Source organism: Mycobacterium sp. 134 (assembly GCF_048282715.1).
In the GTDB taxonomy this organism is placed as follows: domain Bacteria; phylum Actinomycetota; class Actinomycetes; order Mycobacteriales; family Mycobacteriaceae; genus Mycobacterium; species Mycobacterium septicum.
Genome location: NZ_JBLVUN010000008.1, coordinates 217,278 through 231,239, shown reverse-complemented (window position 1 = coordinate 231,239; position 13,962 = coordinate 217,278). Strand labels below are relative to the sequence as shown.

General features: G+C 65.4%; 7 protein-coding genes and 1 pseudogene. 2 read left to right on the top strand and 6 right to left on the bottom strand.

Features of this window, described 5'->3' with window-relative positions:
• The first annotated feature begins 37 nt into the window (after positions 1-37).
• A complete protein-coding gene (locus tag ACNQVK_RS05970) occupies positions 38-889 on the top strand; it encodes an LLM class F420-dependent oxidoreductase (RefSeq protein WP_418028793.1) in 852 nt (283 codons plus the stop codon).
• A 499-nt stretch (positions 890-1,388) separates the two neighbouring features.
• On the opposite strand, the gene ACNQVK_RS05965 is transcribed toward ACNQVK_RS05970, so the two are convergent.
• From ACNQVK_RS05965 to ACNQVK_RS05950, 4 genes and pseudogenes are all read right to left on the bottom strand, one after another.
• The gene (locus ACNQVK_RS05965; protein WP_418033989.1) at positions 1,389-2,750 is read right to left on the bottom strand and encodes a glycosyltransferase 87 family protein; all 1,362 of its coding nucleotides are present in this window, start codon (positions 2,748-2,750) and stop codon (positions 1,389-1,391) included.
• Between the two features lie 258 nt (positions 2,751-3,008).
• A pseudogene (locus tag ACNQVK_RS05960) lies at positions 3,009-3,842 on the bottom strand (nitrilase-related carbon-nitrogen hydrolase); the annotation flags it as partial.
• Between the two features lie 52 nt (positions 3,843-3,894).
• The gene (locus ACNQVK_RS05955) at positions 3,895-5,331 is read right to left on the bottom strand and encodes an amidase (RefSeq protein ID WP_418028792.1); all 1,437 of its coding nucleotides are present in this window, start codon (positions 5,329-5,331) and stop codon (positions 3,895-3,897) included.
• Entirely contained in the window at positions 5,328-7,040 is a 1,713-nt protein-coding gene (locus tag ACNQVK_RS05950) for an amidohydrolase (protein ID WP_418028791.1), read from the bottom strand. Before ACNQVK_RS05950 ends, ACNQVK_RS05955 begins: the two co-directional genes overlap by 4 nt.
• 72 nt (positions 7,041-7,112) lie before the next feature.
• On the opposite strand from ACNQVK_RS05950, the gene ACNQVK_RS05945 reads away from it, so the two are divergent.
• Positions 7,113-7,793, top strand: a complete 681-nt coding sequence (locus ACNQVK_RS05945; RefSeq protein WP_418028790.1) for a response regulator transcription factor — start codon at positions 7,113-7,115, stop codon at positions 7,791-7,793.
• On the opposite strand, the gene ACNQVK_RS05940 is transcribed toward ACNQVK_RS05945, so the two are convergent.
• Both ACNQVK_RS05940 and gltB read right to left on the bottom strand, forming a co-directional pair.
• Complete coding sequence (locus ACNQVK_RS05940) at positions 7,790-9,256, bottom strand: glutamate synthase subunit beta (protein ID WP_418028789.1); 1,467 nt, start codon at positions 9,254-9,256, stop codon at positions 7,790-7,792. The two genes, ACNQVK_RS05945 and ACNQVK_RS05940, sit on opposite strands and share 4 nt — an antisense overlap.
• The gene (gene gltB / locus ACNQVK_RS05935) at positions 9,249-13,838 is read right to left on the bottom strand and encodes a glutamate synthase large subunit (protein WP_418028788.1); all 4,590 of its coding nucleotides are present in this window, start codon (positions 13,836-13,838) and stop codon (positions 9,249-9,251) included. The genes ACNQVK_RS05940 and gltB overlap by 8 nt, the downstream gene beginning before the upstream one ends.
• Positions 13,839-13,962: the final 124 nt, after the last annotated feature.

The window sequence follows — 13,962 nt, the reverse complement described above, 5'->3', positions numbered from 1 at the left end:
AGGAATGAATCGTCGGACCGGACTGGTTTGTGATGACGTGCGCTTCGCCTTCAAAACCTCCCCGCAGAACACGACCTGGGCCGACATGCTGGCCATCTGGAAAGCTGCCGACACGATCGACGTCTTCGAATCCGGCTGGACGTTCGACCACTTCTATCCGATCTTCTCCGACTCGTCCGGACCTTGCCTCGAGGGCTGGACGACGCTGACCGCCCTGGCGCAGGCCACTGAGCGGCTCCGCGTCGGGGTGCTCGTCACCGGCATCCACTACCGCCATCCCGCCGTGCTGGCGAACATGGCCTCCGCACTCGACATCGTCTCCAACGGCCGCCTGGAGCTCGGCATCGGCGCCGGCTGGAACGAGGAGGAGTCCGGGGCCTACGGCATCGAACTGGGTTCGATCAAGGAGCGCTTCGACCGGTTCGAGGAGGCCTGCCAGGTTCTGAAAGGCCTGCTGTCGCAGGAGACGACGACGTTCGACGGCAAGTTCTACCAACTCAAGGACGCTCGCAACGAGCCGAAGGGGCCGCAGCAGCCGCACCCGCCGTTCTGTATCGGCGGAAGTGGCGAGAAGCGCACGCTGCGCATCACCGCGCAGTACGCCGATCACTGGAACTTCGTCGGCGGGCCGCCGGAGGAGTTCGCCCGTAAGCGCGATGTGCTCGCCGCGCACTGCGCCGACATCGGCCGCGACCCCAAGGAGATCACCTTGTCGGCGCACGTGCGCCTCGGCGAGGACCGCGACTACAAGAAGGTGGTCGACGAGGCCGCGGCGCTCGGTGCAGAGGGACTCGATCTCGCGATCATCTACCTGCCGCCACCCTACGACCCGGCCGTACTCGAGCCGTTGGCCGAGGCGATCAGGGATTCCGGCCAACTGGCCCGCTGATACATACGGCCACGCCCTCGGATCGGCGCAATCGCGTCGGTTCGAGGGCGTTGTGCACTGCATTCAACGAACAGCAACGGGGTGCGGTCCACCCCGGGCTATGGTGACGGATACCCGTCAAATACTGAAACGAAGTAGCTCGTCTGCCGTGGCCAGGCGTTCGTTCTTGGCCGGAAACTCACGGCTCTTCATCGGATGACGGAACAATGACCAGGCAATACGACCCATCCGTGACCGACTGATCGGATTGATGTACACGGTGATCACTCCTGCGAATTACTGGTTGCTGTACCCGTAGTTCTACGTTACCGCAGCACTCTCACCACGTCATTAGATACCCAACATCCGGCAAACAGCGTGAGGCACGCCGCACAAAGATCTGATGTTTCTTATGAGACTGCTGGGGCAAATGTGACACATAAACGGGTCGAGAATGAGATCCGGATCACTTTTCACCGTCGATCAACCGGCCCATGAACTGTGATGCAGGACACATCAGTTAATTAAGAGATCTCTCAAGGCCGCCACTCTGAGCGCGAGCCAACTCCTCGTCGAGAAACTCCGGTGGGTAGTCGCCGATGTCGTCCGACGTCATCGAGATCGCGACTGGTTCGCCTTGCTTCGGCGTCGTGCTCAGCCGCAACCAACTCACCGCAGCGATCGTGAAGCACACGAACACCAGCGGATACCAGCCACTCGCGAGCTGGCCGACCCAGGACCGTCGCAGATCCAGAAAGTTCCAGTACACGCCGTTGAAGTACATGGTGGCGTGATCGCGGCCAGGCCGGTGCAATGTCCACATGAATGTCATCGCGAGCAGGCCGGCAGCCCGGTAGGCCCAGCCACGGGCCCACGGGCCTTGTGTCGTGCACGCTTTCGCGATGAGCCAGAAGATCGCAGGGGCGAACCACACCCAGTGCGCCGCCCAGCTGAAGGGAGATACCGCGCAGCCCGTCAGGCCCACCAGTACCAGCGCCAGTGCACGTTCCCTCCGTCGGTGCGCCCACGCTGCGACGGCGAGACCAGCGGCAAATGCCAGCAGGCTCAACATGATCCACAGCCATTCCGGCCGTGGATCCGGCGCGAAATACCGGGCGAGAAATCCGTTGATCGACTGGTTCGCCAGGTGATCGATCGTGCTGATGTGGGCGGTGTCTCCGAGGTGGCTCCAGAACCAGGCACTGTCTCGCGGTAGGAATGGCCAGGTGAACACAGCTGTCGCAACGAAAGTCACTGCGGCAGTTGCCGAAGCACGCCACTGCCGGGTGAGCAGCAGATACGGAAGGAACACCAGCGGGGTGAGCTTGACACCCGCGGCGATGCCCAAGGCGATCCCCCGCCACCGGGCCTGGTCGGATTGCAACAGATCGAGCATCACCATCGCCATGAGCAGGACGTTGATCTGTCCCCACCACAGGGTGGCCTGCACCGGTTCGACATCGATGACGATCACCGCGAGCGCGGCGCTCATCATCCCGAGACGAAGATCTGCGCGCATACCCGCCAGGCGCAGGACGCGCCATGCGATGAGCGCCAGCAAGCCGATCGACAGAACCAGCAGGAGGTACTTGGCGACGTCGAAACCGAGCCAAGCGAACGGCGCGAGAATGAAGGTGGCGAACGGCGGATAGACGAACCAGGCCCCGCGCAGCGCCGGCTCCTGGTAAAGGCTCCTACCGTCCCAGGACGCGTGCACCGCGGCGCGGTACGTGTCCAGGTCGAAGTTGTTGCCGGTCAGTCCGAAGAACTCCGTCTGAAACGGAACGAGGTGGTTGTACACCACCACCGCCAGCACCGCCACGAACACCGCGCCTGCGACGACGTCACGTCGCAGGCGCATCTCCCCACCCCCGGTACGCACTGCGGCAACTTTTCCAGAGCCCTCAAGGGGTCTGGATGCCGGCACCGGGGAAGGTGCGCGCCGGCCGGCGTACGCCCCACGGGCGATCAGCCGCGAGATGTTGCCCCGGTAGATCTCGTCGGCCTCGGCGTGCAGAACCGGTTCGCGGTCGAGCCACAGATTCTTCGGATGGATCGGTTCGTCGTACATGCGACCGAAGATCTCGGTGCGAAGGTCCTTGAGCCAATTCGAGTTCAGGTTCATCACCCGGAACTGACGCAGTGCCTCGATGTCGACCACACCCGCCACCACCGAGTTGTGACCGGAAACGGTGTGGCCGAGTATCGCGCCGTTGTAGTCGACGATGTGCGAGTTGCCGCCGGCGATGTCGAAGGCATGCGCTGCATCCTGCGTCGGATACACCGGACCGGTGTTCGGGCAGATCATGTACAGGCTGTTGAAATGCGCATGGGCGCGGTTCTGCAGCAACCACGTTCCACCCGGGTCGGGCCCGGCTTGCGTCATGGGTACGGCCTCGCTTGGCCGGTACACCACCTCTGCTCCCTGAAACGCCAACGCACGCACTGCTTCCGGATACTCGCCGTCGCTGCAGCAGATCGTCCCGATCGAGCCGATGTCCGGCGTGCGCAGAACGGGGTAGAAGGCGTCCAGTCCGTCGCCGAACAGTTCGACCCACCGGTCGTAGACGTCGTGCGGAGTGCAGGACCGTTCGCGGCACCAGACGTGATTCTTGGTCGCGCGATGCACCACCTCGCCGGCCGGGGAGATCACGATCATCGAGTTGAAGAAGCGATCCGGCATCACCTCGGGCCACCTCGCCTTGCATTGCGCGATGAGGTAGACCCCGTGCTGCTTGGCGAGCTCACCCAGCCGATCGGTCTCGGGACCGGGGATGTCGATGAACATCTCACGCGCGGCTTTCACATGCGGCACATCGAAGGCTTCGTCGCCGAAGCCGGTCAGGGCGCCTTCGGCGAGGGCGACCAGCTTGACCGGCATGTTGATCGAAACCGTGGATACCGCGGCATGAACGGTGTCCTCGATGACATCGAGGTTCGCCTGGATCTGCGATCGCCGTTCGATGTTGCGCACCACAGTCGAAAGGCCCACCGCGAGATAGGGGGCGATCGGCGTCCTGCTCTCGTCAGCGTGCACCGGCGTTCACCCCCGGTACCCGATCGGCCCAGGGCATGGCCGTCTCCAGTTGGGACGCAACAGCAATCAGGGTGCCCTCGTCGCACATGGGTGCCGCCAGCTGGACACCGATCGGCAATCCGGAACGCGTCCATCCCAGCGGCAGGCTCACAGCGGGTCCACCGGTGACGTTGAACAGCGGGGTGAAGGAACACACGCCGAGCAGCTTGTGCATCCATTCCCTGGGACTGAGCGACTCGTCGTCGGCGTCGAGCTCGCCCAGCGGTTGGGGCGGTTGACTCAGTGTGGGAGTCAGCAGCAGGTCGTAGTCGGTGAAGAACGTTCCGACCGCCCGTGACACCTGGTTGAAGACGGCGAGCGCTCCGCCGAGTTGCGTGGCGGTGACGAGCCGGCCGTACTCCGCACATGCCAGCGTTGTCGCTTCGAGGTTGCCGGGGCCCGGCGCCGTGCCGAAGGCCGTTGCGAGCGCGTCGACACCCTCGGCGAGAGACACACTCCACACCGGCAGGTTGGCGTCGACGAACTGCCCCCAGTCGAAGACGGGCGAGTCCGGAATCACTTGGTGCCCCATGCCTTCCAGCACCGTCGCCACTGCATTCACCGCATCTGATATCTCCTCGTCGACCGGTCCACCGGACCAGGATTCAGTGTGAATCGCGATGCGCAAGCGCCCCGGATTCCGGCCGACTTCCTCACGGTAGGGCCGGACAGGGTCACGGATGATGTACTTGTCCCCCGCGGCCGGCCCGCTCACGGCATCGAGCAGGGCCGCGCAGTCCCGCACCGATCGGGTCAGTCCGAACTCGGCACCCAAACCCGACAGTGGCTCGCTCGAATCCGGTCCCACTGGTACTCGACCACGGCTCGGCTTCAGGCCCACCAATCCGTTGGCCGAAGCGGGAATTCGGATCGAACCGCCACCGTCGGTCGCGTGGGCGATCGGAAGCGCTCGGGCGGCGACCAGCACCGCCGAGCCACCACTCGAGCCTCCGGCACTTCGCGTCGTGTCCCACGGGTTCCGGGTTGACCCCTGTGTCACGGGTTCGGTGTTTCCGTTGAACGCGAACTCCGGCGTGGTGGTCGATGCGACGGTCGCCAGCCCGGCCGCCCGGAACCGCGTCATCAGTTCGGTGTCGTGTGGAAACACCGCGCCTTCACCGGCGAGCCGGCTGCCGAACCGGGTCGGGACTCCGGCCGCGTGTATCGCGAAATCCTTGAGTGCGAATGGAATACCCGCGAACGCACCCGCCATGTCGCAGTCGAGCGGCGCTTTCCAGGGCCCGGAGACCACGGCATTGAGCGTCCCCTCGACCGCGTCGATCGCGGCGCGGGCCGCGTCGTGCACTTCGGCAACCGAGACCTGTTCGCCTCGGATCAGCTCGGCGAGCCCGGTCGCGTCGTACTCGGCGTATTCTTCCGTCTTCATCGCAGCACACCGTCGTCGTGAACGACGTTCCCCGCCAACAGGGTCCGGTGGACCTGGGTGTTCTTGAGGTCGTCGATGTCGCAGGTCGAAGGATCACGATCGACGAAGATCAGGTCAGCGTGATTTCCCGGCCGAATGGATCCGATCCCGCTCCAGCCCAGGATCTTCGCGGCGCTCGTCGTCCACATGGCAAGCGATTCCATGCGGGTGATCACCTGATCGGGGCCGTCGTTGCGAAGGTCGGTACCGGCGATCTCATGGGTCTGCGCGAGGGCGATCTGCTCCCACGGGCTCTTGGGTCCCCAATCCGAGCCACCGGAGACATCGAGACCCGCGTCGAGCAGACGCCGCAACGGCACCATGTCACGCCAGATGTGCCGGCCGATGCGCTCGTCGTACATCGCGCCTTTGCCCCAGGCGAATCCGACGGATGTGGTGATCTGGAATCCGAGAGCCTTGTACCGGCGCACATGATCGGGACTGATCGTGATGGCGTGCTGCAGAATCCAGGCCTTGTCACGGAAGTCGTGCTCGGTGACCACGCGCTCGGCGATCTCCAGGAAGTCGTCGTGCTCCCGGTAGGAGCCGATACAGATGTTCGCCCTGATCCCGTTCTGCGCACAGAAGCGGACGAACGATTCTTCCTTCTCCAGTGAGACGAATCGTTGGCCCTTGGTGGGCCGGCCGAACGGATCCGCATACGATTCGTGCATCGCGAAATGGCCTGCGAAGCAGGGGCCACCGGGGCTGATGGTCATGCCCGTGATTCGAAAGAGATCATCGGCGGTGTCGGATGACTGCGGGGCAAGGGATTTCAACCGTTCGTCGAAATCGGGCAGCGACATGGGCTCGAAGGGGTAGAAGATCACCGACTCCACGTCGAATGTCGCCTGCACCCGCATGGTGAGCATCCCGGCAGCACGCAACTGCTGATACATCGCCAGGTGCACGGGTTCCATCGCATGCCCCTCGTACAGGGTGGTCACCCCGCGGGCGGAGAAGCGGGCCATTTCGTCGAGGACACCGGGTACGGCGTGGTCGGGATTCAGCGGCGGCAGCTTGAGCAGGATCTGACCCCAGAACGGGTCGTATGTGTAGTAGTTGTTGACCGGTCCGCGCAGAATGCCGGTCAATCGGCCGGCTTCGTCCTTGTCGATCTCGACGTCGCAGACACGATCGGGGATGAAGTCCGACAGCCCCACGGCCCGCAGCCCCGCGCTGTTGAACGCCACGACGTTCGGCGTCCGGGGCGCCCACGCCTGGATGAGCACCGGATGGTCGACGGTGGCCAGGTCGAGGGTGTGACGGTCGGGCAGGCGGCGTTCGGCAAGGTCTCGCCATGACCTTCGGATGAAGTAATGGGCTTCACCGACCGGCGTGCAGACGATCCACTCGCCGGGGGGAGTCTCGGCGGCGCGGGCGCGGATCCGCGCGACGATGTCCGCATGGTCGACGGCATCGCTCAAATCGACCAGGCCGCCGCGTAGCGCGCCGAAGTGCATGACGTGGGGATGGGTGTCGATCAGCCCCGGCATGACGACCGCGCTTCCGGCATCCATGATTCGGGTGTCCGGACCGGCGGACTCGGCCAGCTCCGCGAAGCTACCGACCTCGACGATCACGCCGTCCTCGACAAGGAGCGCCTCGGCGGTCGGCCGCGTCTCGTCGAAGGTCAGGATCTTCGATGACCGGATCAGTGTTCTGCTCACGTGGGCACTCTATGAGCGGCCTACCCTGGTGAAAATCATCCGAAGGGATGAAGTCCCGTGGAGGTGTACGACATGGCGGTCACGCGCAACATCCAGTTCAAGCGCAACACCATGGCGTTCTTGTCCCGGTTCGTTCGTGTCTCGGGGATGGTCTTCTACTCGGTGGATCACCGCATGAATGCAGGCGAGCACGTGTTCGACCGGATCCGTCCCGAGGACAACGGCCCGTACACCGGCTATTTCCACGAATTGGACCCGTTTCATCCCCGCAGGTTCGCGGGGTCCGGTGCTGAGCTCGCGACGTCGCGCGATCTCGGCCAGCGATTGGACAGAACCGACTACTACGCGGGGTTCTTCCGCCCGATGGGCTACCGGTACGAGGCGGAGCTGTACCTGCGCCATGCCGGGCGCATCGTGGCCGGGGTCTCGCTGCTGAAGAGCGCCGACGACGGCGACTTCACAAAAGACGAAATCCAGTTCCTGCAGAAGTCACACGGATTTGTCGAGCAGTCCTACTGCATGCTCGGTCAATTGCCGGGTGCACCGAATTCCTCTGCGGTTCCAGAGCATTGGCAACTGTCTGCCCGGGAGCGCGACGTCGTCGAGCTACTCGCGCAGGGCGCGAGCAACAACGACATCTCCCGCGCCCTGTTCGTCAGCCTTCCGACGGTGAAGAGCCATCTGCAGCACGTCTATCGAAAATCGGGCGTGCATTCGCGGACCGAACTGGTCACCCGCCTGCTGAACGGCTAGCGCTGCGGTGCGGCGGTGGGCTTGATCGGCACCGGCAGGGCGGTGTTGCCCATCAGGTAACGATCCACGCCCGCGGCAGCGGCCCGGCCTTCGGCAATGGCCCACACGATCAGCGACTGCCCGCGACCCATGTCGCCGGCGACGAAGACGCCGGGCACCGAGGTCTGGAAGTTGTTGTCGCGTGAGACGTTTCCGCGGTCGGTCAGCTCGACACCGAGCTTGGTCAGCAGACCTTCCTTCTCGGGTCCCACAAAGCCCATCGCGAGCAACACCAGGTCGGCCTTGAGCTCGAAGTCGCTCCCTTCGACCTTCTCGAACTTGCCGGCGTTCATCTTGACCTCGTGCGCACGCAGGGCGGTCACGTGACCGTCGGCCCCGGTGAATTCCTCGGTGTTGACCGAGAACACGCGATCGCCGCCCTCTTCGTGGGCCGAGGACACCCGGAACATCAGCGGGTAGGTCGGCCACGGGGTCGAGTCGGCACGGGTCTCCGGCGGACGCGGCATGATCTCGAACTGGTGGATGCTGGCCGCGCCCTGACGGTGCGAGGTGCCGAGGCAGTCCGCGCCGGTGTCGCCACCGCCGATGATGATGACGTTCTTGTCCTTGGCGGTGATCGGCGGCTGGCCGTTCTCGTCGAGGACGTCATCGCCGAGCTGGACGCGGTTGGCCCAGGGCAGGAACTCCATGGCCTGATGGATGCCGTCGAGCTCGCGACCCGGGACCGGCAGATCGCGCCATGCGGTGGCACCGCCTGCCAGCACGACCGCGTCGTAGTTCAGCCGCAGCTGGGCCACCGTGATGTCGACGCCGACGTTGACGCCGGGCCGGAACTGGGTGCCCTCGGCAGCCATCTGCTCCAGACGCCGGTCGATGTGGCGCTTTTCCATCTTGAACTCGGGGATGCCGTAGCGCAGCAGACCGCCGATGCGGTCGGCACGCTCGAACACCGTGACGGTGTGGCCGGCCCGGGTCAGCTGCTGGGCGGCGGCCAGTCCGGCCGGTCCGGACCCGACGACGGCGACCTTCTTGCCGGTCTGCACATCGGGCATCTTCGGAACGACCCAGCCCTGGTCGAAGGCGTTGTCGATGATCTCGACCTCGACCTGCTTGATCGTCACCGGATCCTGGTTGATGCCAAGGACGCACGATGCCTCACACGGTGCGGGGCACAGCCGTCCGGTGAACTCCGGGAAGTTGTTGGTGGCATGCAGCCGCTCGATCGCGTCGCGCCACCGGTCTTTGTAGACCAGGTCGTTCCACTCGGGTATCAGGTTCCCCAGCGGGCAGCCGTTGTGGCAGAACGGGATACCGCAGTCCATGCATCGTGATGCCTGGTCCTGCAAGGAGTCGTGGGAGAAGTCCTCGTAGACCTCTTTCCAGTCCTTCAGGCGCAGCGGAACCGGCCGGCGGGACGGAAGCTCCTTTGAGGTGTGCTTGAGGAAACCGCGCGGATCAGCCATTGGCCGCCGCCATGATCGCCTCGTCCACATTGACGCCGGCCTGTTCAGCTTCGGCGATGGCGGCCAGCACGCGCTTGTAGTCGCGCGGCATGACCTTCACAAAATGCTTCAAGTTGTCATCCCAATCAGACAGGACCCGTTGTCCCACAGCCGAATCGGTTGCGTCGACATGGGCGGCAATGAAGTTGCGCAGCCACTCGACATCAGCGGCCTCCAAGGCCTCCAGCTCCACCATCTCGGTGTTCAGGTTCTCGCCCAGCACGCCGGCCGGGTCGTAGACGTAGGCGACACCGCCGGACATACCCGCCGCGAAGTTGCGGCCGGTGGGTCCGAGGATGACGACCTTGCCGCCGGTCATGTACTCGCAGCCGTGGTCGCCGACACCTTCGACGACCGCGTGGGCGCCGGAGTTACGGACCGCGAACCGCTCGCCGACCTGACCCCGCAGGAACGCCTCGCCGCTGGTGGCACCGAAGAGCACCACGTTGCCGGCGATGATGTTGTCCTCGGCGGCGAAGTCGGCCGGTGCTTCGTCGGCCGGGCGGACCACGATGCGGCCACCCGACAGACCCTTGCCGACGTAGTCGTTGGCGTCCCCGTAGACCCGCAGCGTGATGCCCTTGGGCACGAACGCACCGAAGCTGTTGCCGGCCGACCCGTCGAACGTGATGTCGATGGTGCCGTCCGGAAGTCCCTGCCCGCCATAGGCCTTGGTGACCTCGTGGCCGAGCATGGTGCCCACCGTGCGGTTGACGTTGGTGATCTTCGTCGAGAATCGCACCGACGAGCCGGAGTCCAGGGCCTCGCGGCTCTGGGTGATCAGCTGCTGATCCAGTGCCTTGTCCAGGCCGTGGTCCTGACGCGAGCTGCAGTACAGGTCCTGGTTCATGAACGCCGACTCGGGCTCGTACAGCACCGGCGTCAGGTCCAGCTTGTGGGCCTTCCAGTGTTCGGCTGCCTGGGTGGTGTCCAGTGCGCCGACCTGGCCGACCATCTCGTTGACTGTCCGGAAGCCCAACTGCGCCATGAGTTCACGGACTTCTTCGGCGATGAACATGAAGAAGTTCTCGACGAACTCGGGCTTGGCGTTGAACCGCTGACGCAGCACCGGGTTCTGAGTGGCCACACCCACCGGGCAGGTGTCGAGGTGGCAGACGCGCATCATGATGCAGCCCGCGACCACCAGTGGGGCGGTGGCGAAGCCGAACTCCTCGGCGCCCAGCAGCGCGGCGACCACCACGTCGCGGCCGGTCTTGAGCTGACCGTCGACCTGGACCACGATGCGGTCACGCAGGCCGTTCAGCAGCAGGGTCTGCTGCGTCTCTGCGAGCCCGAGTTCCCACGGTGCGCCCGCGTGCTTCTGTGACGTCAGCGGGGTGGCACCGGTACCGCCGTCGTGGCCGGAGATCAGCACGACGTCGGCATGCGCCTTGGAGACACCCGCGGCGACCGTTCCGACACCGTTCTCCGACACCAGCTTCACGTGCACACGAGCGGCCGGGTTGGCGTTCTTCAGGTCGTGGATCAGCTGTGCCAGATCCTCGATCGAGTAGATGTCGTGGTGCGGCGGCGGCGAGATCAGACCCACACCCGGGGTCGAGTGCCGCACCTCGGCCACCCACGGGTACACCTTGTGCCCCGGAAGCTGGCCACCCTCACCAGGTTTCGCACCCTGGGCCATCTTGATCTGGATGTCGGAGCAGTTGGTCAGGTAGTGACTGGTCACACCGAACCGGCCGGAGGCCACCTGCTTGATGGCGCTGCGGCGCCAGTCACCGTTCTCGTCCGGGTCGAACCGGTCGACGCTTTCGCCGCCCTCACCCGAGTTCGACCGGCCGCCGAGGCGGTTCATCGCGATGGCCAGGGTCTCGTGCGCCTCGGCCGAGATCGAGCCGTAGCTCATGGCACCGGTGGAGAAGCGCTTGACGATTTCGGCGGCGGATTCCACCTCGTCGATCGAGATCGGCTGGCGCACAGCTTCATCGCCGGAGCGGAACTTCAGCAGGCCACGCAGCGAGGCCATCCGCTCACTCTGGTCGTCGACCAGAGCGGTGTACTCCTTGAAGATCGAGTACTGGCCGGTGCGGGTGGAGTGCTGGAGCTTGAACACCGTGTCCGGGTTGAACAGGTGGTACTCGCCCTCGCGGCGCCACTGGTACTCGCCGCCGACCTCGAGCTCGCGGTGGGCGCGCTCGTCGGGGCGGTCCAGGTAGGCCAGTGAGTGGCGGGTCGCGACGTCGGCGGCGATGTCGTCGAGGTCGATGCCGCCCACCGGGCAACTCAGCCCGGTGAAGTACTGGTCGAGCACCTCCTGGGAGATGCCGATCGCCTGGAACAGCTGCGCACCGGTGTAGGACGCCAGGGTGGAGATGCCCATCTTGGACATCACCTTGAGCACGCCCTTACCCGCGGCCTTGACGTAATTGGCCTTGGCCTTATCGCTGTTGATTCCGGAGATCACGCCCCGGTCGACCATGTCCTCGATCGACTCGAAGGCCATGTACGGGTTGACCGCGGCGGCACCGAAGCCGCACAGCATGGCCATGTGGTGCACCTCGCGGGCGTCACCGGCCTCGACAACCAGGCCGACCTTGGTACGCGTGCGCTCGCGGACCAGGTGGTGGTGCACCGCGGCCACCGACAGCAGCGACGGGATCGGCGCCATGGTCTCGTTGGATTCGCGGTCGGACAGCACGATGATGCGGGCGCCCTCGCGGATCGCCTCCGAGACCTTGGCGCGGACGTTGTCCAGCGCCTCTTTGAGTCCCTGGCCGCCCCGGTTGACCGGGTACAGGCAGCGGATCACCGCGGCGCGCATGCCGTGCTTGTGGCCCCGGACCTCGTGGTCGGGATCGACGCAGACCAGCTTGGACAGGTCCGCGTTGCGCAGGATCGGCTGCGGGAGCACGATCTGCCGGCACGATTCCGGACCGGGGTTGAGCAGGTCGCCTTCGGGTCCGATGACGCCCTGCAGGCTGGTGACCACCTCTTCGCGGATGGCGTCCAGCGGCGGGTTGGTGACCTGGGCGAACAGCTGCTGGAAGTAGTCGAACAGCATCCGCGGCCGCGCCGAGAGGATGGCGACCGGGGTGTCGGTGCCCATCGAACCCAGCGCCTCGGCACCGGTGCGCGCCATGGGCGCCACCAACAGGTTCAGCTCCTCGTAGGTGTAGCCGAAGATCTGCTGGCGCAGCACCACTCGGTGGTGCGGCATCCGGACATAGTCACCCGGCGGCAGCTCGTCGAGGGGGAACAGGCCCGCCTCGATCCATTCCTGGTAGGGCTCCTCACTGGCCAGCTGAGCCTTGATCTCCTCGTCGGAGACGATGCGGCCCTGGGCGGTGTCCACCAGGAACATCCGGCCGGGCTGCAGGCGCAGCTTCTGGACCACGGTGGACGGGTCGAGCGGCAGCACGCCGGCTTCGGACGCCATCACGACGAGGCCGTCGTCGGTCACCCAGATACGGGAGGGGCGCAGGCCGTTGCGGTCCAGCACGGCGCCGATGACCGTGCCGTCGGTGAAGCACACCGAGGCCGGGCCGTCCCAGGGCTCCATCAGCGAGTCGTGGAATTCATAAAAGGCGCGGCGGGCGGGATCCATCGACTCGTGGCGTTCCCACGCCTCGGGGATCATCATCAGCACGGCGTGCGGCAGGCTGCGGCCGCCGAGGTGCAGCAGCTCGAGCACCTCGTCGAAGCGCGCGGTATCCGACGCGCCGGGGGTACAGACCGGGACGATCTTGTCGAGTCCGTCGGTGCCGAACACCTCGGTGCGGATCAGCGCCTCACGTGCGCGCATCCAGTTCTCGTTGCCCGTGACGGTGTTGATCTCGCCGTTGTGGGCGATCCGACGGAACGGGTGGGCCAGCGGCCAGGACGGGAACGTGTTGGTGGAGAAGCGGGAGTGCACGATGCCCAGCGCGCTGGTCATCCGGTCGTCCTGCAGGTCCAGGTAGAAGGCCTTGAGCTGCGGGGTGGTCAGCATGCCCTTGTAGACGAAGGTCTGGCCGGACAGGCTCGGGAAGTACACCGTCTCGCGGCCGGGACCGTCCTGGCCCGGGCCCTTGGTGCCCAGCTCGTGTTCGGCCCGCTTGCGCACGACGTACGCCTTGCGCTCCAGGTCCATGCCGGAGGCACCGCCGATGAACAGCTGCCGGAACGTCGGCATGGCGTCACGGGCCAGTGCGCCCAGTGACGAGTCGTCGGTGGGCACCTCGCGCCAGCCCAGCACCTGCAGGCCCTCGGCTTCGACGATCTTCTCGACGGCTTCGGCTGCCGCGGCCGCATCGCGCGAAGACTGCGGGAGGAAGGCCATACCGGTGGCGTAGCTACCGGGCTCCGGGAGCTGGAAGTCGACGACCTCACGCAGGAACGAGTCCGGGACCTGCAGCAGGATGCCTGCGCCGTCGCCGGTGTTCGGCTCGGCGCCCTGAGCACCGCGGTGCTCCAGGTTCACCAGTGCCGTGATGGCCTTGTCCACGATGTCTCGGCTGCGGCGACCATGAATGTCTGCCACCATTGCCACACCGCACGCATCATGTTCGTATGCGGGGTTGTACAGCCCGACCTTGCTGGGCGCCATTCCCACCTTGCCCTTCAACACGCTTCTACGAAGAAGCCGGCTCGGCGTGGGTGGCCTCCGTGCAGCACTGGACGACGGCTATGTCCCACACGCCATAAGTGGAGAAAACGATAAGGCAACTACC